Raw genomic sequence first — 20,770 nt, 5'->3', positions numbered from 1 at the left:
CGCCGGGGTCCGCGCCGGCCGCATCCGGCGCCGGCGGTCCGCGCGAGGAGCTGCCCGCCCGAACGGATATCCCGCCGCTGTACTGCCCACCGCCCATTCGCGACGATCCCGCCCTCGCGGCGGCGGTCGATGCGGGAATTCTGGAGTGGGCCAACGACATCGGGCTCTACGAGGGCCGGCTCGACGATCTGGCGAAGGCCGGATTCGGCCGCCTGATCATGCTCGCCCACCCCGATTGCGACGATGCCGATCGGCTCCTCGCGGCGGCCAAGGCCGCCGTCTCGGAGTGGTCGGTGGACGACTACTACTGCGAGGAGGACGCCGACGACCACGCACCCGACGGCACCCCGTCCGATGCGGCCGCCGAATTGGGGCCGCGGCTCGAATTGGCCATGGCCGCAATAGATCCCGTCCAACTTCCGGTGGCCTATCAGGCACAGCTGGAGCGCGCGCTGCGGGCCGATCCGATTCTGCGGGCCTTCCGCACCTCGTTCGACCATCTCGCGCGCTACTCCAGCGCCGCTCAGCTCGCCCGGTTGCGCACCGAGATCGGCGGCTGGTTCATCGCGCTGGGCGCCGAGGCGGGGTGGCGCGCCGCGGGGCGGATGCCGCCGGTATGGGAATACCTCACCAATCGGCAACCGCACAGTTTCCTGCCGTGTATGGCACCGATCGATACGGTCGGCGGCTACGAGATCGACGCGGCGGGCTACTGCGATCCCCGCATGCGGCGCGCGGTCACCACCGCCGCGCTGGCCGCTCAGATGGTCAACGACCTGTACTCGATGGCGCGCGAAGACCTGTCCGGCGGAAGGGAATTCAATCTGCCGACGGTACTGGCCGCCGAGGAGGGCTGCACGCGCCGCGAGGCCGTGCAGCGCACCGCGGCGATCCACGACGAACTGGTCCATCGATTCGAAGCCGAGGCCATGGCACTGGCGGCGACCGGTTCGCCGCAGCAACGCCGCTTCCTCGCCGGACTGTGGGCATGGCTGGGCGGCAATCGCGCCTGGCACGCCGACAGCCGCCGCTATCGCGACGCCTGAACCCGATGCCGGTTCCACCAGCAGTACCCACCGATCGAGAGGATGATCTGCGATGACCGTGCTCCAGCCCGCAACCGACGGCGTTCTGCACACGAGTTACCAGCGGGCCGTCGCCGCCTACTGGAACGACAATCCCAACGACGATCGCGTCAATACCGAACTCGGCGCGGTCGACGGGCTGTACCACCATCATTACGGCATCGGTGAGCCCGACTGGTCGGTGCTGGAAGGACCGGAGGAGACGCGCGGCGAGCGCATCGTCGCCGAACTGCACCGGCTCGAAACCGCCCAGGCCGATCTGCTGCTCGACTACCTCGGTGACATCGGGCCCGGCGACCGGCTGCTGGATGCCGGCTCCGGCCGCGGCGGCACCAGCTTCATGGCCCATGAGCGTTTCGGATGCCGGGTCGACGGGGTGACCATCTCCGAATATCAGGTGGGCTTCGCCAACGATCAGGCCCGTGAGCGGGGTGTCGACGATCTGGTGCGGTTCCACTACCGCAACATGCTCGACACCGGATTCGAGGCCGCTTCCATGCGCGGCATCTGGACCAACGAAACCGATATGTACGTCGATCTGCCGGACCTGTTCGCCGAAGTCGCCCGGTTGCTGGTACCCGGCGGGCGCTACGTCTGTGTCACCGGCTGCTCCAACGACGTCACCGGCGGCCGGTCGGCCGCGGTGAGCTGGATCGACGCCCACTACGGGTGCATGATCCATCCGCGCGGCGAGTATTTCCGGGCGCTGACGGCCAACGGCCTGGTCCCGATCGCGGTCACCGACCTGACCTCCGCGACCATCCCGTACTGGGAACTTCGCACGCAGTGCGAGCTGGCGACCGGGGTGGAGGAACCGTTCCTCACCTCCTATCGCGAGGGCAGTTTCCAGTACCTGGTCATAGCCGCCGATAAGGTAGGGCGGTGACCGGCACCCACACCACCTCCACCGACAGCACGGTCGACCGCGAGTCCCTGCCCGTCGAACTGGTCGACGAGCAGGGCCGCCCGGCCGGAATCTGTCCGGTGTCCGACGCCCACACCGCGCCCGGACGGCTGCACCGCGCGTTCTCGGTGCTGCTGTTCGGGCCGGACGGGCGGGTGCTGCTGCAGCAGCGGGCCGCGGTCAAGACCCGGTTCCCGCTGCGCTGGTCCAACACCTGTTGCGGACACCCGAAGCCGGGCCAATCCCTCGCCGAGGCCGCCGCCGTCCGGCTGGGCGAGGAACTGCGGATCGGCGCGGAACTGCGTGAGGTCGGGGTCTATCGCTACCGGGCCGACGATCCCGCGACCGGGCGGGTCGAGGACGAATGGGACCACGTACTGATCGGTGAGTTCACCGGCGTGCCCGGCCATCCCGACCCGGCGGAAGTAGCCGCGCTGCGCTGGGCGGATCCCGATCGGCTGGACTCAGATATCGATTCCGCCCCAGCGGATTTCACGCCGTGGCTGCACGGGGTGCTGGCCACGGCGCGCGCCGGGCGCTGAGCCGGCTCACAGATCCAGCAACCAGTCGTTGGGGGCGAACAGTTCGAAGTGGACCCGCTCGTCGGCCACACCGGCGGCCTTCAGCTGCGCCCGTGCCGCCTGCAGGAAGCCGGTGCCGCCGCAGAGGTAGATCTCGGCGCCCGCGGGCAGCTCGATGCCGGTCAGGGACAGCAGGCCCGCATGCGCGCCGGCGCCGGGCTCCTCGTACCAGACGTGCAGCTCGGCCTCGCGCAGACCGGCGACCAGTTCGGCCTGGGTGCCGCGCAGCGGGTGCGTGGACTCGGCGCGGTCCGCGTGCAACGCCAGCACCCGGCGCCGCGATCCGGTGGCCGCGAGATATTCCAGGATTCCGACCATCGGGGTGACGCCGATGCCGGCCGAGATGAGCACCAGCGGTGTCCGCGCGGCGGTGTCGATGGTCAGATCGCCGAACGGCAGCGTGATCTGCAGCCGGTCGCCCACCTCGACGTCGGTGTGCAACCACGACGACACCTCGCCCTCGGGCCGGTCGCCGACGGCGGTGACACGACGCACCGCGAAGGCGAGCCGGCCCCCGCCGGGCGCGTTGACCAGGCTGTACTGGCGCAGCTGGCGGGCGCCGTCGGGCAGGTCGGCGCCGACCGAAACATATTGTCCGGGAACGAATGCGGGAAGCGGCGCGGCAGCGTCGGCGGATTCCACGACGAAGGTGACGGTGCCGGCGGGGTCCTCGATGCGCTGCACCACCCGGACCTCGCGAAAGACCGCGCCCGGTTCGACTCCCGCGCCGGAGTACAACTCGTTCTCGAATCCCATCAGAGTGTCCGCCATCAGCCAATAGACCCGGTCCCACGCGGCCGCGACCTCGGCGGTGACGGCCTCGCCCAGCACATGCACGATCGCCGCGAACAGGTGCTCGTGCACGACCGGATACTGGTCGGGCACCACCCCGAGCGAGGCGTGCTTGTGGCCGATGCGAGCCAGCAATTGGCGCGGATGCGGCAGGTTCGGATCGACGAGGTGGGTGGCGAAGGTGGCGATCGAGGCGGCGAGCGCGCGCTGCTGCTCTCCCTGGGCCTGATTGCCGCGATTGAACATGTTGCGCAGCAGATCGGGGTGCGCGGCGAAGAGGCGGCGGTAGAACTCGGCGGTGATGTCGTCGATCCGCGCTCCGATCACCGGCAGGGTCGCCCGCACGATCTCGGCGTGGTGTGGTTCCAGTTCGGCGATGGTGTCCAGGGCCGATGTCGACGCGGTCGTCATGGTGAAACTCCTCTTCGAGCAACAATTCCGGTGAATCACCGGACGAATTCCACGGTAACCATTTCCGATGTTTCGAATCCAATTCCGGGGCCGTGTGTTCAATTACGGCTCCGGATGCGGATTATGTTGTCCGCGCCACATTTTCGTCCCGATACAGCGAAATGCGCTGTTACGCCGAAGATGTTGGCGCACAGCGCATCACGAAGAGGTATGAAATCAGGAAACGGCGGGGACACCGGCCGCGAAACCGCCGAACGGTAATGCCGGCGACGCCGACAGATGCAGTAATTGCTGCGTCCGCCGATCGACCAGATCGCCGAGGGTATAGCGGTCGAGTTCGCGATAGAACGACTCCTGCGCCTCGGCCAGGATCCGCCGCAGGCGACACGCCCCGGCCATCGGGCAGGGATGATCGCCCACGCAGTCGACCACCTCGGCCGCGCCTTCGAGGCCGCGCACGATCTGCCCGACGGTGGCGGTGCGACCGGCGTCGGTGAGGAAGATGCCGCCGGCGCGACCCCGCTGCGATGCCACCAGTCCCAGTTCGGACAGTTTGGTGACGGCCTTGGCGACATAGTGTTCGGAGGCGTTGACCTGCCGGGCGATCAATTTCGCGGTCACGCGCTCCTCGGCGCCGCTGCTCACCGCGAGCCGCATCATCGCCCGCAGCCCCAGATCGGTGAATCGCGACAACTGCATTCTCCCAGGCTACTTAATTCCGCCTTCGGAAAGCGCATTCAGCGGTGTGGGTTCAATTACCCCGCCTCGTGCCGATTTTGCGGTCCGGCTCACACCTGCCGCCCGCGCGCCCGGCTTTACCCGGATTCGCGGCCACCGTCTGGCAGCATGGCCGCATGGAGCTGATCGGATTCGATCGCATCAGCGCGGCGCAGAAGATGCTCGCGCCCGTCATCCGCCGCACCCCCGTCATCGCCTCGCGGGTCCTGTCCGAGCGCACCGGCGCCGACGTGCGGCTCAAATGCGAGAACCTGCAGCGGACAGGATCGTTCAAGCCGCGCGGCGCCTACTTCCGCATCGCCAATCTCGCCCCGGCAGAACGCACCCACGGGGTGGTGGCCGCCAGTGCCGGTAATCATGCTCAGGGAGTCGCTTGGGCCGCAACGACTTTGGGCATCGCCTCGACGGTGTTCATGCCGGTGGGAGCGCCGCTGCCCAAACTCGTCGCCACCCGCGCCTACGGCGCCACCGTGCATCAGGTGGGCGAGACGGTGGACGAGGCACTGCTCGCGGCCCAGGAATTCGCCGAGCGAAGTGGGGCGACGCTGATCCATCCGTTCGACCATCCCGATATCGTCGCGGGCCAGGCCAGCGTCGGATCGGAATTGCTCGAACAGTTTCCGGACGTCGGCACCGTCCTGGTGCCGACCGGAGGTGGCGGACTGCTGGCGGGGATCGCCGCGGCCCTGCATCCGGTCGCGCCGCAGGTGCGGGTGATCGGCGTCCAGGCGGCGCTGGCTGCCGCCTGGCCCGACTCGCTGCGTTCCGGCGAACCCGTTGCCTTGCAGCGCATGTCGACGATCGCCGACGGAATCGCCGTGGGACGGCCGGGTGAGGTGCCGTTCGCCCATGTCATCGCCCACCAGCCGACGATCGTCACCGTGGGCGAGGACGCGCTCTCGGCGGCCGTGCTGCTGTGCCTGGAACGGGCGAAACTCGTCGTGGAACCGGCGGGCGCCGCGGCGGTCGCGGCCCTGCTGAGCCTGCCCGCCGACGAACTGCGCCTGCGCGGACCGGTCTGCGCGATCATCTCCGGCGGCAATGTCGACCCGATCCTGCTGACCCGCATCATCGGACACGGGCTCAGCACCGGCGGGCGCTACCTCGCCGTGCGGATCACCATTTCGGATCGCCCGGGCAGTCTGAGCCGGTTGCTCGACGCCGTGGCCGGAACCGGGGCGAATGTGCTCGACGTGGTGCATGCGCGCACTCCGGCCGGTCTGGCCATCGACGAGGTGGAGGTACAGCTGACCCTCGAGACCCGCGGCCCCGCCCATCGCGACGACGTTCTGGACGCGCTCGATCGGGCGGAATACGCTGTGCGCGTTCAGGACTGAGCGCGCGTCAGTGCGCGCCGCCCAGTTCCAGCGCCAGCACCCCGGCGATCAGCAGCGCGATGCCGCCGATCTGCACCGCAGTCAGCGGCTCGTCGAGAAACAGCACGCCGATCGTGGCGACCAGCGCCACCCCGATCGCCGACCACACGCCGTAGGCGACGCCGACCGACATCCCCCGCTTCAGGGCCTGCGACAGGAAGATGAACGCCGCCACATACCCGACCACCACGACGATCGAGGGCACCAGCTTGGTGAATCCCTCGGACAGCTTCAGCGACACCGTCGCCGACACCTCGGTCACGATGGCCAATCCGAGAAAGAGGAACATCATGCGCGCACGATATCGGGCGCGGGGTGGAAGGGCCCGCACGGTCCGGACGCACGAGCCGCTGGTTCAGCTCAGCCAGGTGCGGGCTTCGGCGGCTGTGGTGCGAACCTCGCCCAACTGCTCGGCGACCCGCACACCGGCGGTGCCACCGCGGGAGTTGCGGGAGGCGATGGACCCCTGCACCGTGAGCACCTCGCGCACCTGCGGCGTCAAGGCCGGGTCCACGGCGGCGAACTCGGCATCGGTCAATTCGTCCAGGCCGACGCCCCGCGCTTCGGCGGCGCGCACGCACGCACCGGCCGCCTCGTGCGCCACGCGGAACGGAACCCCTTGGCGCACCAGCCATTCCGCGATATCGGTGGCCAGGGTGTATCCGGCGGGCGCCAATTCGGCCATGCGCTCGGTGTGGAAGGTCAGGGTGGAGACCAGACCGGCGATGGCGGGCAGCAGCAGTTCCAGCTGCGCCACCGAATCGAACAGCGGCTCCTTGTCCTCCTGCAGATCCCGGTTGTAGGCCAGCGGTTGCGCCTTGAGGGTCGCGAGCAGGCCGGTGAGGTTGCCGATCAGGCGCCCGGCCTTACCGCGGGTCAGCTCCGACACGTCGGGGTTCTTCTTCTGCGGCATGATCGACGATCCGGTGGACCAGGCATCGGCGAGGGTGATGTAACCGAATTCCGGTGTGCTCCAGATGATGATCTCCTCCGCCATGCGCGACAGATCGACCGCGATCATCGCGAGGACGAAGGCGGCCTCGGCGGCGAAGTCGCGCGCGGAGGTCGCGTCGATCGAATTGGCCGCGGCGGCGTCGAAATCCAGATCGGCGGCGATCGCTTCGGGATCGAGGCCCAGCGAGGAACCCGCGAGTGCGCCCGAGCCGTACGGGGAGATCGCCGCGCGCTTGTCGAAATCGCGCAGCCGGTCCACGTCCCGCAGCAAGGGGTGCGCGTGGGCGAGCAGCTGATGGGCCAGGAGCACCGGCTGGGCCGCCTGCAGATGGGTCTTGCCGGGCATCACCGCATCCGGATGCGCGGCGGCCTGCTCGACCAGGGCGTCGACGACCTCGAGCACGCCGAAGGCGATGCGGCGCACCGCATCACGCAACCACATGCGGAACAGGGTGGCCACCTGATCGTTGCGCGAACGTCCCGCGCGCAACCGGCCGCCCAGTTCGGCACCGACTCGATCGATCAGACCGCGTTCGAGCGCGCCGTGCACGTCCTCGTCGGATTCGGCCGGGGTGAACGCGCCGGAGGCGACATCGGCCGCGAGCCGGTCGAGCCCGTCCAGCATGCCCGCCAGATCGGCCTCCGACAGCAGTCCGGCCTTGTGCAGCACCCGAGCGTGGGCCTTGGACGCGCGGATATCGTAGGGCGCCAGTGCCCAGTCGAAATGGGTCGATTTGCTCAGCGCCGCCATGGCGGCGGCGGGGCCGGAGGCGAAACGCCCACCCCACAGCGCGCCCTCGTTGGTGGCTTGGCTCATCGGTTCTCGTCTCCTCGTGTGGCGGTCATCAGAATGTGGTGGTTCAGTTCGGCGCGAGCGACATCGGGCTGCTCGCGGCCGTGGTCGGTCAGCAGGGAGACCGGGTCGCCGGTCGTCACGGTCCAGCCGTGCGCGGCGAACCAGTCGCGCGGATCGGTGCGGCCCTCCCAGGGGTACCAGAGTTCTTCGAGGTTCAGCGTGATCCCGGCCTCGGCGAGCAGTCGCTTGCGGCGCTCCCGCATCGCGCGTCGTGCGGGCGAATCCTCGCGCCGGCCGCGCCCGATGTTCAGGGCGATCCGGCTGCCGGGCGCGCTGAGCGCCGCGATGTCGTCGAACAGCCGGTCCTGCGCCTCGCCGGGCAGGTACCGCAGCAGTCCCTCCGCCAGCCAGGCGGTCGGTGCGGTGGGATCGAAACCGTTGTCCCACAGCTCCTTCGGCCAATCCTGACGCAGATCCACGGCGATCGCGCGCCGGTCGACGGCGGGCTGCTCATCGGCGAGCACGGAGTTCTTGAACTCCAGCACCTTCGGCTGATCGATCTCGAAAACCACCGTGCCGGAAGGCCATTCGAGCCGGTAGGCGCGGGCGTCGAGTCCGCTCGCGAGGATCACGACCTGCCGGATTCCGGCGGCCGAGGCGGCAGCGAAGTACTCGTCGAAGTAGACCGTGCGAGCGATGAGCATCGCCGCCAGCGAACTGTAGGCAGGCTCGCCCTCGCCGGCGGGATCCGCACCGGCCGATGTCGCCGCGACCTGAGCGCGCATGATGTGGCTCCAGCCCGACCCGGCGGCCTCGACCAGACGCGCGGCGTAGGGGTCGCGGAACAGCGCATCGGGGCGCCGGGTCTCGGCCGCCCGCATCGCGGCCACACCGAGGGCGGTCGCGCCGACACTTTCGGTGATATCCCAGCTGTCGTCGTCACTGCGCACGGACATCTCCTCCCGTTCGGGCTGCGTCGCCTTCTACACGATGCGCACCCTGCGGTCGTGCGGTTTCACCCGGTGGCAGGCTACTCCGCGCCTGGTGCGGCGCCGGACTCCGCACCGGGCTGTACGCACTCGGCACAAGGAGTGCGCACAGCGGGACCGTGCCGATCTCGCGCCGGAGGTGGACCCGAATGGCGGCGACGATTGCGCACCGCGACGCGTTCCTGCCCGCCGCACGTCGATCGGATCCATCGGCCGGTGCCGCACCGTCGGCGCCAACCACCGGACGCTCACGAACCTTCTGGGTCCGCACGCGTTGCACTCGCGAGACCTGCCGCGTTGCGGGCCGATCGTGGCGCACCTGCGGCGAACACGCGATCGGCCCGCATTCTGCTCGCGGCGCGGCCATCGAGCGATCGAGCGCACAAGGGCTTCCGTGCAGCAACGACCGGCACGCAGGCTACCGGCCGGGCGCGCGGCCCGGCCGATCGTGCCGGCGTCTTACTTCTTGGACAGGTCCCGGCGCGCGGCGACCTTGGAGGACAGGCCGTGGATCTGGACGAAGCCCTTGGCCAGCGACTGGTCGAAGCTGTCGCCCTCGTCGTAGGTGGCCAGGTTGAAGTCGTAGAGCGACTCCTCGCTGCGACGGCCGTTGACGACGACGTTGCCGCCGTGCAGCACCATGCGCACCTCACCGGAGACGTGCTGCTGGGTGTCGCGCACGAAGGCGTCCAGGGCCCGCTTGAGCGGGGAGAACCACAGGCCGTCGTAGACCAGCTCGCCCCAGCGCTGCTCGACCTGGCGCTTGTAGCGGCCGAGTTCGCGCTCGACGGTGACGGCCTCGAGTTCCTGGTGCGCGGTGATCAGCGCGATCGCGCCCGGTGCCTCGTAGATCTCGCGGCTCTTGATGCCGACGAGGCGGTCCTCGACCATATCCAGCCGGCCCACGCCCTGGCGACCGGCGCGCTTGTTGAGTTCGGTGATGGCCTCGAGCACGCTGACCGGGCGGCCGTCGATCGCGATCGGCACACCCTTGTCGAAGGTGACGATCAGTTCGTCGGGCGCCTCGAAGTTGACGGTCGGGTCGACGGTGTAGTCGTAGACGTCCTTGGTCGGCGCGTTCCACAGATCCTCGAGGAAGCCGGTCTCGACCGCGCGGCCCCACAGGTTCTGGTCGATCGAGAACGGCGACTTCTTGCTCACCGTGATCGGCAGCGCGTTCTCCTCGGCGAAGGCGATGGCCTTCTCGCGAGTCCACGCGTAGTCGCGCACGGGGGCGATGACGTTCAGATCGGGCGCGAGCGCGCCGATGCCGACCTCGAAGCGGACCTGGTCGTTGCCCTTACCGGTGCAGCCGTGGGCGACGGTGGTGGCGCCGTGATATTCGGCGGCCTCGACCAGGTGCTTGACGATCAGCGGGCGGCTGATCGCGGACACCAGCGGGTAGCGGCCCATGTAGAGGGCGTTGGCCTGCACGGTCGGCAGGCAGTACTCGTCGGCGAATTCGTCGCGGGCGTCGACCACGATGGCCTCGACCGCGCCGCAGTCCAGTGCGCGCTGGCGCACCACGTTCATATCCTCGCCGCCCTGGCCCAGATCGATCGCGACGGCGACCACCTCGGCCCCGGTCTCCTTGCCGATCCAGCTGATGGCAACGGAGGTGTCCAACCCGCCGGAATAGGCGAGTACGACGCGATCGGCCATATCTGATGCTCCTCAGGTTCGTGCGTGTGCGTAGGTGGGTGCGCGATGTCACCGGTGCGATGTGCCGCCGCTACCCGCCCTCGGACGGCTCACATCAACTGCAAATGATTATGCATGACGATGCAATCCCATTCATAACCGGGGGTGGGCATACCACCGCCCGAGCACCCCGGCGACCCCGCCTGCCCACCCGACGGATCGGACAAATTCGGACATTCACCCCGAAAGCTCTGAGCGTCAATGAAATTGCCGCAACCGGGTATCCCCGATATGTCACCCTGATAGCGAACGGCCTCGGATGCCCCGGGAAAGGCGGACCCATGCTCTCCACGTTTGCGGGTTATTTCGGCACGATCGGATCCGATGTGCTGGCGATCGGCCAGTCGGTGATCACCCTCATCACCGACCTGATCGGCGCGGGCGGCGCGGGCACGCCGGGCGGCGGCCTGGGCGGGAGCTACCCGCCCGGACAGTATCCGCTGGCCTGAGCCGGAGGAAGTTGCCGGGCCCGCGTTCCGAGTGGTGCGAGCCGGCTCTCATCCGAAGCTGACCCGGTCGAGCCAGAAGTCGAACAGCCCCCGGTCGCCGAGAATCTCGATCTCGGCGGCCTCGACGGTCCGGCGCCGGTAGATCACCAGCAGGAGTTCGGTGAGTGGTCCGCGGACCGCGACCGCGGCACGCTCGTGAGCCCGCCGCCAGGCGATGACCTCGCCGGTGAGATCGACGATCCATTCGGCATGGAGGTCCTCGGGCGTGTCGGTGGCATGGAAGTGCAGGGTGCGGCCGGGGCCGAGCAGTTCCCGGGATTCGGGCTTGTACTCGAACATGACCGGCAACGAGGCCAGTTCCAGCCATTCGTCGATGGCGTCCGCGGCCACCTCCGGCGCGGCCTGATAGTCGGCCCCCAGGGCGAGCGTGGCGTCCGCCCGATGGATCAGCGTTTCGTGGGTGAAGCGGCGAGCGTAGAAGTCCGTGGTCGGCACGACCGGCACCGGGGTCCAGAGCTCGAGGCCGGGCCCGGCCCGGCGGAGTTCGGCGGACAGATCCGCGGCGCCCTCGGCGAGCCAGGTGCGCAGTTCTTCGGGATCCTCGTCCAGATATCCGGACAGATCCCGGAACGCGAAGTCGTTCTCCGGCAACGGTTCTCGCACCCGGCCGGCGACCGCCGCCCGCGCCCACCGCTGCGCGCCGCCGAGGTGACGACCCAGCTGCCCCACGGTCCAGCCCGGGCAGCTCGGTACGGGAACCGCGGTGTCGGCGTGCGCGAGAGCGGCACGCAGCAACTCGGTCTGGGCCACGATCTCATCGCAATACCGTTCGAAGGTCAGCGCCATGCGCACACCTTAGGAACGGGCACCGACATAGTCGCGGACTCGACGCGTCAGGCGTCCCCGAGTACTCCGGTGACGATCCGGCGAATCCGCTCGTAGTCGGGATCGGCGGGGCCCGGTCGCCGTTCGGGCCACTCGTCCGGCGCTTCCTCGATGCCGAACAGGACCGCCGTGAAGCGCGGATGGATTGCGAGAGAGAAAAGTTCGTCCACGGCGGCGAGCGCATCGGAATCGGGTAGGTGCCACTTCGCCGCCACGAATGCGGCGAGATTGCGCCGGGTGGTCGCGAAGATGGCGTCGTAGAAGTCGGCGGCGGCAGCCGGCACCCGCTCCGCCTCGGCGATCACCAGCCGGCAGGTCCGCACCGACTGGATCCACACCACCGACCACAGGAATCCGACGCAGTATCCGGTCACCGCGTCCAGGCGGTCGTCGCCGTAGTCCTCGGGAGTTCCCAGCCGGTTCTGATGCAGACCCCGCACGAAGTCGACGACGGCGAGGAACAGCGCGTCCTTGTTCTCGAAATGCGCGTACAGGGTTCGCTTGGAGGTTTCGGCGCGCGCGGCCAGCACATCCATCGACGTCCGCTCGAACCCGACCTCGAGGAAGACGTCCTTGGCCGTCCACAGGATGTGTTCGCGCAGTCGATCGCCACGCCTCGCCATGTGGTCTTCCCTTCCGTCAAAGTAAACGGTACGGTGTAGTTTACTTACGCCGTGCTCGTTCAGGAGTAGCTCATGATCGTCGTCACCACACCTACAGGCAGTATCGGCCACCAGGTCCTCGACCTCGTCGCCGACAGCGACCAGCCGATCCGGGTGATCGCCCGCGACCCCGCGCGCCTGGCCCCGCACATCCGCGAGCGGGTCGACGTGGTGCGGGGTTCGACCACCGACCGTGACGTCATCGCCGCCGCGGTGAAGGGCGCCGACACCGTGTTCTGGCTGGTGCCGCCGAATCCGTCGGCGCCCAGCGTTCCCGGGCACGTCCTGGAATTCGTGACGCCGCTGTGCGAGGCGCTCGACAGCGTCGGCCGCGTCGTCGCCGTCTCGAGCCTCGGCCGCACAGGCGGCCGGAAGGCGGGCCAGATTTCGGCGATCTTCGCCATGGACGCGCTGATCGAGAGCAGCGGAGTGCATTATCGGTCGCTGTGCCCGCCCGGATTCATGGACAATCTGCTCCGGCAGGTCGATCCGATCCGGAACCTGGGCACCTTCTTCGGCACCATCTCCGGCGATTTCCGCGCACCCACATGTGCGACCCGGGACATCGCGGCCGTCGCGGCGCGACTGCTGCTCGACGAGTCCTGGACCGGACAGGACAGCGTGGAGATCCGCGGCCCGGAAGAACTGTCGCACAACGAGATGGCGCGCATCATGTCCGAGGTGCTCGGCCGCTCGATCGGCTACCAGCAGGTCCCGGCGGCCGACTACGCGGCGTCGCTGACGGCACACGGGATGAGCGCGGCCTGGGCGCAGGGCCTGGTGGATATGTCCGCCGCGGTCGAAAACGGCCTCTACGACACGCCGCGCACACCGGAGTCCTACTCCCCCACCGGTTTCCGGCAATGGTGCGCGGAGGTGCTCGCCCCGGCTGTCGCCGGCTGATCCGTCCGATTCGCGCCGCGGGTCCGGAATGTCGGCGGACACGGCGAACTCCCGCGTCCGGTTCCGCCAATCCCATTGATCGCCAACATGTTCCGGTCGGCACGGAATCCGTGCACGAGCGCTTGGTTTCGAATACCATCCGATCGAGACGATCCCGCGCCGACAGGACTGTGATGACCGCATCCGACAGCAGTGCGACCTCCGATGCCGAGGCGCCCAGCAGTGCCCGCATCTACGACTACGCATTGGGCGGCAAGGACAACTACGAAGTCGACCGCCGCGCCCTCGAGAAGGTCATGGAGGGCTTTCCGACGGTGCGGATCGCGGCCCGGCACAACCGGCAGTTCATGCATCGCGCGGTCGACGCCCTCGCCGACGCCGGGGTGAAACAGTTCCTCGACATCGGCACGGGCATCCCGACCGAACCCAACCTGCATCAGGTAGCACAGGAGCGGGCGCCGGAGGCCCGCGTGGTGTACGTCGACCACGACCCGGTGGTGCTGGCTCACGCGCGCGCCCTGCTCGCGGGATCGCCCGAGGGCCGCACCACCTTCATTCAGGCCGACCTCACCGATCCCGAGGCGATCCTGTCCGCACCGGAGTTGCACGAGACGCTCGATCTGGCCAGCCCGGTGGCGTTGAGCCTGGTCGCGGTGCTGCATTTCCTGTCCGCCGACCAGAATCCGGCCGGCGTGCTGAAGACCCTGCTCGACAATCTCGCGCCCGGCTCGTTCGTCATCGCATCCCACATCACCGCCGATCTGGACCCGGAGGGGATGGACCGGGCGCTCGACATGTACCGCCGCAGCGCCGTCCACGCGCAGGCCCGCACCCGCGACGAATTCGCCGCCTTCTTCGACGGACTCGAACTGCTCGATCCGGGCGTGGTCGCCGTCAACCGCTGGCGCCCCGGAATCGAACCCCCGTCCTGGCTCGACAAGCAGGTCAACTGCTGGGGCGCGGTCGCCCGCAAGCCCTAGCGCCGCACCCTCACCCGCGCCAGTCCGGATCGCGCCCGAGCAGGGCGACGATATTGTCCAGCGGCGGGCGGGATTCGTCCTCGGCCAGCCGGGGGCGATAGGCGCCGCCCGGGCCGTTGAGCGGACTGCCGGGCGCGGTGATCGAGCGTGCGATGGGCAGGGCCGCGGCCAGCAGTCGCGCCGGCACGGGGCACGGACGGCGCAGAGCCCGGGCGAGGTCCCAGCGGTGGGTGAGCATATCCACCAGATGGACGCCGAGCACGTGTTCGACGGGCAGCGGACCGGACCGCGGCAACACGACCACCTCGCCGGAGCGCTCCATCGCGGCGATCCAGCGCGCGGTGATCTGCGCGAACACCTCACGCGGATCGTCCACGCCGTCGACCGAGTTCCCGAGCACGGAGGCGTTCACCGCCTCGTGCCGCTCGTTCATATGGGTGATCAGATCGGCGACATCCCATCCCGCGCACGGCGTCGGCGCGGCGAGATCCGCGTCGTCGAGTGTGACCACATCATGGCCGATCAGGGCCAGAGCCATCGCGTCCAGCCGCAGAAGTTCGCTCATGACAATACCTTTCATCGTTTAGCGTACGCTCGTTCGCCAAATGACTATAGCGAACGATCGGACGCTATGCTGGGCTCATGTCACCTCGCCGTTCCGCCGCCGACGCCGCCCACACGCGAGAGCGCATCATCTCGGCCGCGGTCGAACAGGCCTCGCTGATCGGCGTGGAGGGGGTGACCATCGGATCGCTCGCCGAGAGCCTGAACATGAGCAAGGCCGGGGTCGTGGGGCCCTTCGGATCGCGTGAACAGTTGCAGCTGAGCGCAGTGGAGCAGGCCGGGACGATCTTTCGAGCGGCGGTGATCGCCCCGCTGGACGGGTCACCGCCGGGCACCGAACGGCTGGCGCGTCTGATCGACAACTGGATCGGCTATCTGGCCGAATGCCCGTTTCCGGGAGGCTGTTTCGTCACCGCGGCCTCGACCGAACTCGACGGCCGGCCGGGAGTGCTGCGCGACCGTCTGCGCGCCTACGTGACCAGCGCGCGTACGACGCTGGAGTCCGAAATCCTTGCGTATCAGGCGGAATCGGAGGGCCCCCATCGTCCGGCGGACGAACTGGTCACCACTGTCATCGGCATCACGATGGCGGTCAACCAGGAAATACAACTTCTCGACGATCCCCGCGCCGCCGAACGTGGGAGGGCGGCACTTCGAGCGGCCCTCGGACTGACCGAGCCGACGGGGGTGTCCTCGCCGGGCCGATCTGCGGGCCGGACGCGACGTCGGCCCAGAGCGTAACTCGCGGCCGAACCCCGTCGCGTCGGAAACGATCCCACGCGGAACCGGCCGTCTACGCCAGATGTTCGATCTTCGCGGCCAGTTCCGCACCCGTCATGGGTTCGCGGGCGATCACCGCGATGGTGTCGTCGCCGGCGATAGTGCCGACGACTTCCGGCAGGGCCGCGCGATCGAGCGCGCTCGCCAGGAAGTGCGCCGCGCCCGGCGGCGTGCGCAGGACCGCGAGGTTACCGCTGTGATCGGTGGAGACCAGCAGGTCGCCGAGCAGTTTCGAGAGCCGGGACGTACCGCCGGTGACACCACGCACGGGGCTGCCGTCCTCGGGAACGACGTAGATGCCGGCGCCACCGTCGGCCGCGCGCAGCTTCACCGCGCCGAGCTCGTCCAGATCGCGCGACAGCGTGGCCTGGGTGGTTTCGATGCCCTCGTCGGCGAGCAGGGCCGCCAACTCGGTCTGGCTGCGAACAGCGTGGGCGGACAACAGTTCCACGATGCGCTGCTGGCGCCCGGCGCGGGTACGCGCGATGGCCGGGCCGGTGCGCGGACTCTCCGATCCGGCAGCCGACCCGTTCGCTCTCGCCGTGCTCACGCCGCACCGCCCGATCGTCGCTCCAGCAGCCATACCAGCAGCGCCTTTTGCGCGTGCAGCCGATTCTCGGCCTCGTCCCACACCACACTGTGCGGACCGTCGAGCACCTCGTCGGTGATCTCCTCGCCACGATGCGCCGGAAGACAGTGCAGCACAACCACATCCGAGGCGGCGTGGGCGAGCAGTTCGGCGTTGAGCTGGAAGGGACGGAACGGGCCGACCCGGTCGAGGCCGTCGTTCTCCTGCCCCATCGAGGTCCAGGTGTCGGTGACCAGGGCATCGGCGCCGGTGGCCGCCGCGACGGGATCGTCGGTCAGGGTGATCGTGGCGCCGGTTTCGGCGGCCCGTTTGCGGGCGGCCTCGAGCACCCAGTCGTAGGGCTGGAACCCCTCGGGAGCGGCGATGGTGACGTCCAGCCCGGCGGTGGCGCCGCCCAGCAGCAGCGAATGCGCCATATTGTTCGCACCGTCGCCGAAGTAGGTGAGTTTGCGACCGGCGAGCTCGCCTTTGTACTCCCGCAAGGTCAGCAGATCGGCCAGCACCTGGCACGGATGGAATTCGTTGGACAGCGCGTTCACCACCGGAACCGTTGCCGCCGAGGCCATCTCGTCGAGCCGATGCTGTTCGAAGGTCCGCCAGACGACGGCGTCGACGTAGCGTGAGAGCACCCGGCCGGTATCGGCGAGGGTTTCCTCACGGCCCAGCTGGGTGTCGCGGCCGTCGACGACCACCGCGTGCCCGCCGAGTTGCGCGATACCCATCTCGAAGGAGAAGCGGGTGCGGGTGGAGTTCTTCTCGAAGATCACCCCCACACCGCGCGGCCCTTCCAGCGGCCGCCGGGAGATCGGCGCCGCCTTCAATTCCGCTGCCAGCGCGAGGATTTCGGCCTGTTCGGCGGGCGTGACGTCGTCGTCGCGCAGGAAATGCCGCACCATGGTCACTCACTCTCCTGGGAAGCCGCGTCGAGGATGCCGGGCAGATCGGCGAGGAAACCCTCCGCCTGCGCCTCGGTCAGGATCAGCGGCGGGGCCAACCGGATCACATTCGGCTTGGGCGGGTTGATCAGATAGCCGGCGGCGCGCGCGGCCTGCTCGACCTTCGCCGAAACGTCCTGTGTCAGTTGGATTCCGATGAGCAGACCCGCGCCGCGCACGTGGTCGATCAGCGGGTGGCCGAGGTCTTCGATGCCGTCGATCAGCGTCTTGCCGACCGATTCGACATGGGCCGCAAGTCCCTGCTCGTCGATGGTCCGCAGCACCGCCAGCGCGGCCGCGGCGCTGACCGGGTTACCGCCGAAGGTGGTGCCGTGCAGGCCGGGGGTGAGCAGCTCCGCCGCCGGGCCCTGCGCCAGCACCGCGCCGATGGGCAGGCCGCCACCGAGCCCCTTCGCCAGCGTCATCACATCGGGCACGATGCCCGCGGCGTGATGGGCGAAAAACGATCCGGTGCGCCAGATTCCGGTCTGCACCTCGTCGAGGATCAGCAGCGCGCCGTGCTCGGAGGTGATCCGCCGGGCCTCGGCCAGATAGTCCAGCGGCGGCACCACCACGCCGCTCTCCCCCATGATCGGCTCGAGGAAGACCGCGGCGGTATCGGAATCCACCGCGGCGGCCAGCGCCGCGGCGTCGCCGTAGGGCACGTGCACGACACCGGGCGGCATCGGTTCGAACGGCGCCCGCTTCGACGGCTGGCCGGTCAGTGCGAGCGCGCCCATGGTGCGACCGTGGAAGGCCTCGTCGCAGGCGATGATCTTGTGCCGTCCGGTGAGGCGCGCGATCTTGAATGCCGCCTCGTTGGCCTCGGTCCCCGAATTGCAGAAGAACGCCCGGCCGTTGCCGTCACCGAAATGTGCGAGCAGCTTCTCGGCCAGTTCCAGAACCGGTTCGCTCACATACAGATTCGAGACGTGGCCGAGGGTGCCGAGCTGCTGGGTGACGGCCTCCAGAATCGCCGGATGGGCGTGGCCCAGGCTGTTGACCGCGATACCGCCGAGGAAGTCGACGTAACGGTTGCCCTCGGCGTCGTACACGACCGCGCCCGAGCCGCGCACCAGCGCCACCTTCGGGGTGCCGTAGTTGTTCATCAGCGCGGACGACCACCGCTGCTGCAACTGTTCCGTGCTCGTGCCGTTGTCGCTCATGAGTGTGTCGTTCCTGCCGTCTCGGGAGGGGTCACCATCGTTCCGATACCTTCCCCGGTGAACAGTTCCAGCAGTACCGCATGCGGCACCCGGCCGTCGATCACGTGCGCGGTCGGGACACCGGCCTGAACGGCGCGCAGGCATGCCTCCATCTTCGGCACCATGCCCGCGTCCAGGCTCGGCAGCAGGGCGGCCAAGGCGTCGGTGTCGATATGGGTGGTCAGCGACGAGCGGTCGGGCCAATTCGTGTACAGGCCTTCGACATCGGTGAGCACCACGAGCTTCTCCGCGCCGATGCCCTGCGCCAGCGCCGCGGCGGCGGTATCGGCGTTGATGTTGTGCACGACGCCGTCGGCATCGGGCGCGATGGTCGACACCACCGGAATGCGCCCGGCGCGAACGAGATCCAGCACCGCGTCCGGGTTGACGGCGGTGACGTCGCCGACCAGGCCGATATCGGTCTGCTCGCCGTCGACGGTGACGGTGCGGCGGGTGGCGGTGAACAGCCGCGCGTCCTCACCGGAGATGCCGACCGCGTACGGGCCGTGCGCGTTGATCAGCCCGACCAGTTCACGGCCGACCTGACCGAACAGCACCATCCGCACCACATCCATCACCTCGGGAGTGGTGACGCGGAAACCGCCGCGGAATTCGCCCTGCAGCCCCAGCTTCTTCAGCATGGCGCTGATCTGCGGGCCACCCCCGTGCACCACCACGGGATGCACACCGACGGTACGCAGGAACGCCATATCGGCGGCGAAGGCGTGTTTGAGGGTCTCGTCGATCATGGCGTTGCCGCCGTATTTGACGACCACGATCTTGTCGCGGAACTTCTGCAGCCACGGCAGCGCGCCGGCCAGCACGTGCGCCTTGTCCAGCGCCGACAGATCCTGAGTGGTCACCGGAACCTCCGGTGTCGCTTCGGTGGTCATGAGCTGTAGGCCGAGTTCTCTTCGACGTAGCCGTGCGAGAGGTCGGTGGTGCGCACGGTGGCGGTGCCCTCGCCGAGGCCCAGTTCCACCAGCACCGCGATATCGGGGCCGGACAGATCCACCTCGCGCGCGCCGGGCGCTCCGGTTCCGTTGACGCATACCGGATTTCCGTTGAACGACACGGTGACCCGATCGGGATCCAATTCGATGGGGGCGATGCCCACCGCGGCCAGTACCCGGCCCCAGTTCGGGTCGGAACCGAAGAACGCGGTCTTGACCAGCGAGTCGCGGGCGACCGCGCGGGCGGCGGTCAGCGCCTCGTCCTCGCTTACCGCCCCGGTGACGGTGATCTCGACGCGCTTGGTGACGCCTTCGGCGTCGGCCATCAGCTGTGCGGCGAGGTCGTCGCAGACCGCCAGCACCGCGGCGTCGAGTTCCTCCTGGCTCGGGGTGACGCCGCTGGCGCCGTTGGCCAGCAGCAATACGGTGTCGTTGGTCGAGCACGAGCCGTCGACGTCGAGCCGGTCGAAGGTCAGCCGGGTAGCGTTGCGCAGCGCCGTGTCCAGCTGTTGCGGGGTGGCGGCCGCGTCGGTGGTGACCACCACGAGCATGGTGGCCAGCGACGGGGCGAGCATGCCCGCTCCCTTGGCCATCGCGCCGACGTTCCATTTGTCGGCGTGGTGGAACGCGGCCTGTTTGGGCACGGTGTCGGTGGTCATGATCGCGTGCGCGGCGTCGGTGCCGCCGGACAGGCCACCCGCCATCTCGTGCACGATCTCGGTCACACCGGGCAGCAATTTGTCCATCGGCAGCCGGTCACCGATCAAACCCGTTGAGCAGACCGCGATTTCGCCCGCCCCGGTTTCGGTTCCCCAATTGCTCAACGCCTTCGCCAGTTCCTCGGCGGTGGCGTGGGTGTCCTGGAATCCGCCCGGGCCGGTGCAGGCGTTGGCGCCGCCGGAGTTGAGGATCACCGCGCGCAGGCGGCCACTGGTGAGCACCTGCTGCGACCACAGCACCGGCGCGGCCTTCACCTTGTTGCGGGTGAACACGCCCGCCGCGGCATAGTCGGGCCCCTCGTTGAAAACCAGGGCCAGATCGAGCTTTCCGTTGGCCTTGATACCTGCTGCGATGCCGGCTGCCCGGTATCCGAGCGGTGCGGTCACACCCTGGGTGCGGACCAGTTTGCCGCCGGCCATATCGGTGTCGGTCACGGTGCCACTCCTACGGTGGAAAGTCCGGCGGTCTCGTCGAGACCGAGAGCGAGATTCATCGATTGCACCGCGGCGCCCGCGGTGCCCTTGGTCAGATTGTCGATCGCGCCGATCACCACCAGCGTGCGCGCGGCGGTGTCGACGGCGACCTGCAGGGTGATGGCGTTGGAGCCGACCACCGAACCCGTCTGCGGCAGTACGCCTTCGGGCAGCAGGTGAATGAACGGTTCGTCGCCGTAGGCCTTGTCGTAGACCGCGCGGGCGGCGGCCAGGTCGGCGACCGCACCCGCGGCGTCGGGACGCAGGCGCGCGGTGCAGGTGGCGAGGATGCCGCGCGGCATCGGAGCCAGCACCGGCGTGAAAGAGACTGTGACATCGCCGATC

General features: G+C 68.8%; 23 protein-coding genes. 8 read left to right on the top strand and 15 right to left on the bottom strand.

Translation table 11 applies throughout. The annotated features are described in order from the left end of the window. From ON23_RS09840 to idi, 3 genes are all read left to right on the top strand, one after another. The coding region (locus ON23_RS09840; protein ID WP_039777682.1) for a family 2 encapsulin nanocompartment cargo protein terpene cyclase at nucleotides 1–1,046 on the top strand (1,046 nt) is incomplete at its 5' end. Nucleotides 1,047–1,098: 52 nt separating this feature from the next. Continuing rightward, complete coding sequence (locus ON23_RS09835; protein WP_039777680.1) at nucleotides 1,099–1,971, top strand: geranyl diphosphate 2-C-methyltransferase; 873 nt, start codon at nucleotides 1,099–1,101, stop codon at nucleotides 1,969–1,971. Beyond that, nucleotides 1,968–2,531, top strand: coding sequence for an isopentenyl-diphosphate Delta-isomerase (idi, locus tag ON23_RS09830; protein WP_223273529.1), 564 nt, complete (start codon nucleotides 1,968–1,970; stop codon nucleotides 2,529–2,531). Before ON23_RS09835 ends, idi begins: the two co-directional genes overlap by 4 nt. 6 nt (nucleotides 2,532–2,537) lie before the next feature. Here idi and ON23_RS09825 read toward each other — a convergent pair whose 3' ends face one another. Together ON23_RS09825 and ON23_RS09820 are read right to left on the bottom strand one after the other, a co-directional pair. Continuing rightward, complete coding sequence (locus ON23_RS09825; protein ID WP_039777679.1) at nucleotides 2,538–3,773, bottom strand: globin domain-containing protein; 1,236 nt, start codon at nucleotides 3,771–3,773, stop codon at nucleotides 2,538–2,540. A 216-nt stretch (nucleotides 3,774–3,989) separates the two neighbouring features. Continuing rightward, a complete protein-coding gene (locus ON23_RS09820; RefSeq protein WP_039777677.1) occupies nucleotides 3,990–4,472 on the bottom strand; it encodes an RrF2 family transcriptional regulator in 483 nt (160 codons plus the stop codon). 155 nt (nucleotides 4,473–4,627) lie between these two features. On the opposite strand from ON23_RS09820, the gene ilvA reads away from it, so the two are divergent. After that, nucleotides 4,628–5,848, top strand: coding sequence for a threonine ammonia-lyase (ilvA, locus tag ON23_RS09815; RefSeq protein WP_039777675.1), 1,221 nt, complete (start codon nucleotides 4,628–4,630; stop codon nucleotides 5,846–5,848). A gap of 7 nt (nucleotides 5,849–5,855) precedes the next feature. Here the strand turns inward: ilvA and ON23_RS09810 are convergent, their stop codons facing one another. From ON23_RS09810 to ON23_RS09795, 4 genes are all read right to left on the bottom strand, one after another. Then, on the bottom strand, nucleotides 5,856–6,179 hold the full coding sequence (locus ON23_RS09810) for a DMT family transporter (protein ID WP_039777673.1): 324 nt from the start codon (nucleotides 6,177–6,179) through the stop codon (nucleotides 5,856–5,858). A gap of 63 nt (nucleotides 6,180–6,242) precedes the next feature. Continuing rightward, nucleotides 6,243–7,658 carry an argininosuccinate lyase gene (argH, locus tag ON23_RS09805; protein WP_039777672.1) on the bottom strand — a complete coding sequence of 472 codons (1,416 nt, stop codon included), beginning with the start codon at nucleotides 7,656–7,658 and terminating at the stop codon, nucleotides 6,243–6,245. Next, nucleotides 7,655–8,593, bottom strand: a complete 939-nt coding sequence (locus tag ON23_RS09800) for a class I SAM-dependent methyltransferase (RefSeq protein ID WP_039777671.1) — start codon at nucleotides 8,591–8,593, stop codon at nucleotides 7,655–7,657. The genes argH and ON23_RS09800 overlap by 4 nt, the downstream gene beginning before the upstream one ends. Before the next feature lie 492 nt (nucleotides 8,594–9,085). Next, nucleotides 9,086–10,288, bottom strand: coding sequence for an argininosuccinate synthase (locus ON23_RS09795; protein ID WP_030518242.1), 1,203 nt, complete (start codon nucleotides 10,286–10,288; stop codon nucleotides 9,086–9,088). Between the two features lie 320 nt (nucleotides 10,289–10,608). Here ON23_RS09795 and ON23_RS37800 point away from each other — a divergent pair, with 320 nt between their 5' ends. Then, nucleotides 10,609–10,776: a hypothetical protein gene (locus ON23_RS37800; RefSeq protein ID WP_157170193.1), complete on the top strand. Its 168-nt coding sequence runs from the start codon at nucleotides 10,609–10,611 to the stop codon at nucleotides 10,774–10,776. Between the two features lie 48 nt (nucleotides 10,777–10,824). Here ON23_RS37800 and ON23_RS09790 read toward each other — a convergent pair whose 3' ends face one another. Then, entirely contained in the window at nucleotides 10,825–11,622 is a 798-nt protein-coding gene (locus ON23_RS09790) for a maleylpyruvate isomerase family mycothiol-dependent enzyme (protein WP_039777669.1), read from the bottom strand. Between the two features lie 47 nt (nucleotides 11,623–11,669). After that, nucleotides 11,670–12,284, bottom strand: coding sequence for a TetR/AcrR family transcriptional regulator (locus tag ON23_RS09785; protein ID WP_039777667.1), 615 nt, complete (start codon nucleotides 12,282–12,284; stop codon nucleotides 11,670–11,672). A gap of 72 nt (nucleotides 12,285–12,356) precedes the next feature. Between ON23_RS09785 and ON23_RS09780 the strand changes: the two genes are divergently transcribed. Further along, the gene (locus ON23_RS09780; RefSeq protein WP_039777665.1) at nucleotides 12,357–13,226 is read left to right on the top strand and encodes an NmrA family NAD(P)-binding protein; all 870 of its coding nucleotides are present in this window, start codon (nucleotides 12,357–12,359) and stop codon (nucleotides 13,224–13,226) included. A gap of 173 nt (nucleotides 13,227–13,399) precedes the next feature. Beyond that, the gene (locus tag ON23_RS09775; RefSeq protein WP_039777664.1) at nucleotides 13,400–14,206 is read left to right on the top strand and encodes an SAM-dependent methyltransferase; all 807 of its coding nucleotides are present in this window, start codon (nucleotides 13,400–13,402) and stop codon (nucleotides 14,204–14,206) included. Between the two features lie 10 nt (nucleotides 14,207–14,216). Here the strand turns inward: ON23_RS09775 and ON23_RS09770 are convergent, their stop codons facing one another. After that, nucleotides 14,217–14,771: a TIGR03086 family metal-binding protein gene (locus tag ON23_RS09770; RefSeq protein ID WP_039777662.1), complete on the bottom strand. Its 555-nt coding sequence runs from the start codon at nucleotides 14,769–14,771 to the stop codon at nucleotides 14,217–14,219. A 77-nt stretch (nucleotides 14,772–14,848) separates the two neighbouring features. Here ON23_RS09770 and ON23_RS09765 point away from each other — a divergent pair, with 77 nt between their 5' ends. After that, nucleotides 14,849–15,511, top strand: a complete 663-nt coding sequence (locus ON23_RS09765) for a TetR/AcrR family transcriptional regulator (protein WP_063821242.1) — start codon at nucleotides 14,849–14,851, stop codon at nucleotides 15,509–15,511. 52 nt (nucleotides 15,512–15,563) lie between these two features. On the opposite strand, the gene ON23_RS09760 is transcribed toward ON23_RS09765, so the two are convergent. The 6 genes from ON23_RS09760 to ON23_RS09735 all read right to left on the bottom strand — a co-directional run. Beyond that, nucleotides 15,564–16,133: an arginine repressor gene (locus ON23_RS09760; protein WP_083903813.1), complete on the bottom strand. Its 570-nt coding sequence runs from the start codon at nucleotides 16,131–16,133 to the stop codon at nucleotides 15,564–15,566. Further along, nucleotides 16,097–17,035, bottom strand: coding sequence for an ornithine carbamoyltransferase (argF, locus tag ON23_RS09755; protein WP_039777660.1), 939 nt, complete (start codon nucleotides 17,033–17,035; stop codon nucleotides 16,097–16,099). The genes ON23_RS09760 and argF overlap by 37 nt, the downstream gene beginning before the upstream one ends. A 2-nt stretch (nucleotides 17,036–17,037) precedes the next feature. Next, a complete protein-coding gene (locus tag ON23_RS09750) occupies nucleotides 17,038–18,240 on the bottom strand; it encodes an acetylornithine transaminase (RefSeq protein WP_039777659.1) in 1,203 nt (400 codons plus the stop codon). Beyond that, on the bottom strand, nucleotides 18,237–19,172 hold the full coding sequence (argB, locus tag ON23_RS09745; RefSeq protein WP_051042314.1) for an acetylglutamate kinase: 936 nt from the start codon (nucleotides 19,170–19,172) through the stop codon (nucleotides 18,237–18,239). Before argB ends, ON23_RS09750 begins: the two co-directional genes overlap by 4 nt. Continuing rightward, nucleotides 19,169–20,386 carry a bifunctional glutamate N-acetyltransferase/amino-acid acetyltransferase ArgJ gene (gene argJ / locus ON23_RS09740; protein ID WP_174376475.1) on the bottom strand — a complete coding sequence of 406 codons (1,218 nt, stop codon included), beginning with the start codon at nucleotides 20,384–20,386 and terminating at the stop codon, nucleotides 19,169–19,171. Before argJ ends, argB begins: the two co-directional genes overlap by 4 nt. Continuing rightward, a partial coding sequence (locus tag ON23_RS09735; RefSeq protein ID WP_039777658.1) for an Asd/ArgC dimerization domain-containing protein occupies nucleotides 20,383–20,770 on the bottom strand: 388 nt, incomplete at its 5' end. The genes ON23_RS09735 and argJ, both read right to left, overlap by 4 nt.

The organism is Nocardia cerradoensis NBRC 101014 (assembly GCF_000308535.1).
Classification (GTDB): Bacteria; Actinomycetota; Actinomycetes; order Mycobacteriales; family Mycobacteriaceae; genus Nocardia; species Nocardia cerradoensis.
The sequence above is the reverse complement of the archived record's forward strand: the minus strand, read 5'-3'. Positions and strand labels throughout refer to the sequence as shown.

What these genes read in the sequence shown, in the direction of transcription:
- argF (WP_039777660.1), bottom strand. Translation starts at nt 17,035, where the DNA reads ATGGTGCGGCATTTCCTGCGCGACGACGACGTCACGCCCGCCGAACAG.
- ON23_RS37800 (WP_157170193.1), top strand. Translation starts at nt 10,609, where the DNA reads ATGCTCTCCACGTTTGCGGGTTATTTCGGCACGATCGGATCCGATGTG.
- ON23_RS09825 (WP_039777679.1), bottom strand. Translation starts at nt 3,773, where the DNA reads ATGACGACCGCGTCGACATCGGCCCTGGACACCATCGCCGAACTGGAA.
- ON23_RS09780 (WP_039777665.1), top strand. Translation starts at nt 12,357, where the DNA reads ATGATCGTCGTCACCACACCTACAGGCAGTATCGGCCACCAGGTCCTC.
- argH (WP_039777672.1), bottom strand. Translation starts at nt 7,658, where the DNA reads ATGAGCCAAGCCACCAACGAGGGCGCGCTGTGGGGTGGGCGTTTCGCC.
- ON23_RS09785 (WP_039777667.1), bottom strand. Translation starts at nt 12,284, where the DNA reads ATGGCGAGGCGTGGCGATCGACTGCGCGAACACATCCTGTGGACGGCC.
- ON23_RS09835 (WP_039777680.1), top strand. Translation starts at nt 1,099, where the DNA reads ATGACCGTGCTCCAGCCCGCAACCGACGGCGTTCTGCACACGAGTTAC.
- ON23_RS09820 (WP_039777677.1), bottom strand. Translation starts at nt 4,472, where the DNA reads ATGCAGTTGTCGCGATTCACCGATCTGGGGCTGCGGGCGATGATGCGG.
- ON23_RS09810 (WP_039777673.1), bottom strand. Translation starts at nt 6,179, where the DNA reads ATGATGTTCCTCTTTCTCGGATTGGCCATCGTGACCGAGGTGTCGGCG.
- ON23_RS09795 (WP_030518242.1), bottom strand. Translation starts at nt 10,288, where the DNA reads ATGGCCGATCGCGTCGTACTCGCCTATTCCGGCGGGTTGGACACCTCC.
- argB (WP_051042314.1), bottom strand. Translation starts at nt 19,172, where the DNA reads ATGACCACCGAAGCGACACCGGAGGTTCCGGTGACCACTCAGGATCTG.
- ilvA (WP_039777675.1), top strand. Translation starts at nt 4,628, where the DNA reads ATGGAGCTGATCGGATTCGATCGCATCAGCGCGGCGCAGAAGATGCTC.
- ON23_RS09750 (WP_039777659.1), bottom strand. Translation starts at nt 18,240, where the DNA reads ATGAGCGACAACGGCACGAGCACGGAACAGTTGCAGCAGCGGTGGTCG.
- ON23_RS09760 (WP_083903813.1), bottom strand. Translation starts at nt 16,133, where the DNA reads ATGGCTGCTGGAGCGACGATCGGGCGGTGCGGCGTGAGCACGGCGAGA.
- ON23_RS09770 (WP_039777662.1), bottom strand. Translation starts at nt 14,771, where the DNA reads ATGAGCGAACTTCTGCGGCTGGACGCGATGGCTCTGGCCCTGATCGGC.
- ON23_RS09790 (WP_039777669.1), bottom strand. Translation starts at nt 11,622, where the DNA reads ATGGCGCTGACCTTCGAACGGTATTGCGATGAGATCGTGGCCCAGACC.
- ON23_RS09800 (WP_039777671.1), bottom strand. Translation starts at nt 8,593, where the DNA reads ATGTCCGTGCGCAGTGACGACGACAGCTGGGATATCACCGAAAGTGTC.
- ON23_RS09775 (WP_039777664.1), top strand. Translation starts at nt 13,400, where the DNA reads ATGACCGCATCCGACAGCAGTGCGACCTCCGATGCCGAGGCGCCCAGC.
- ON23_RS09765 (WP_063821242.1), top strand. Translation starts at nt 14,849, where the DNA reads ATGTCACCTCGCCGTTCCGCCGCCGACGCCGCCCACACGCGAGAGCGC.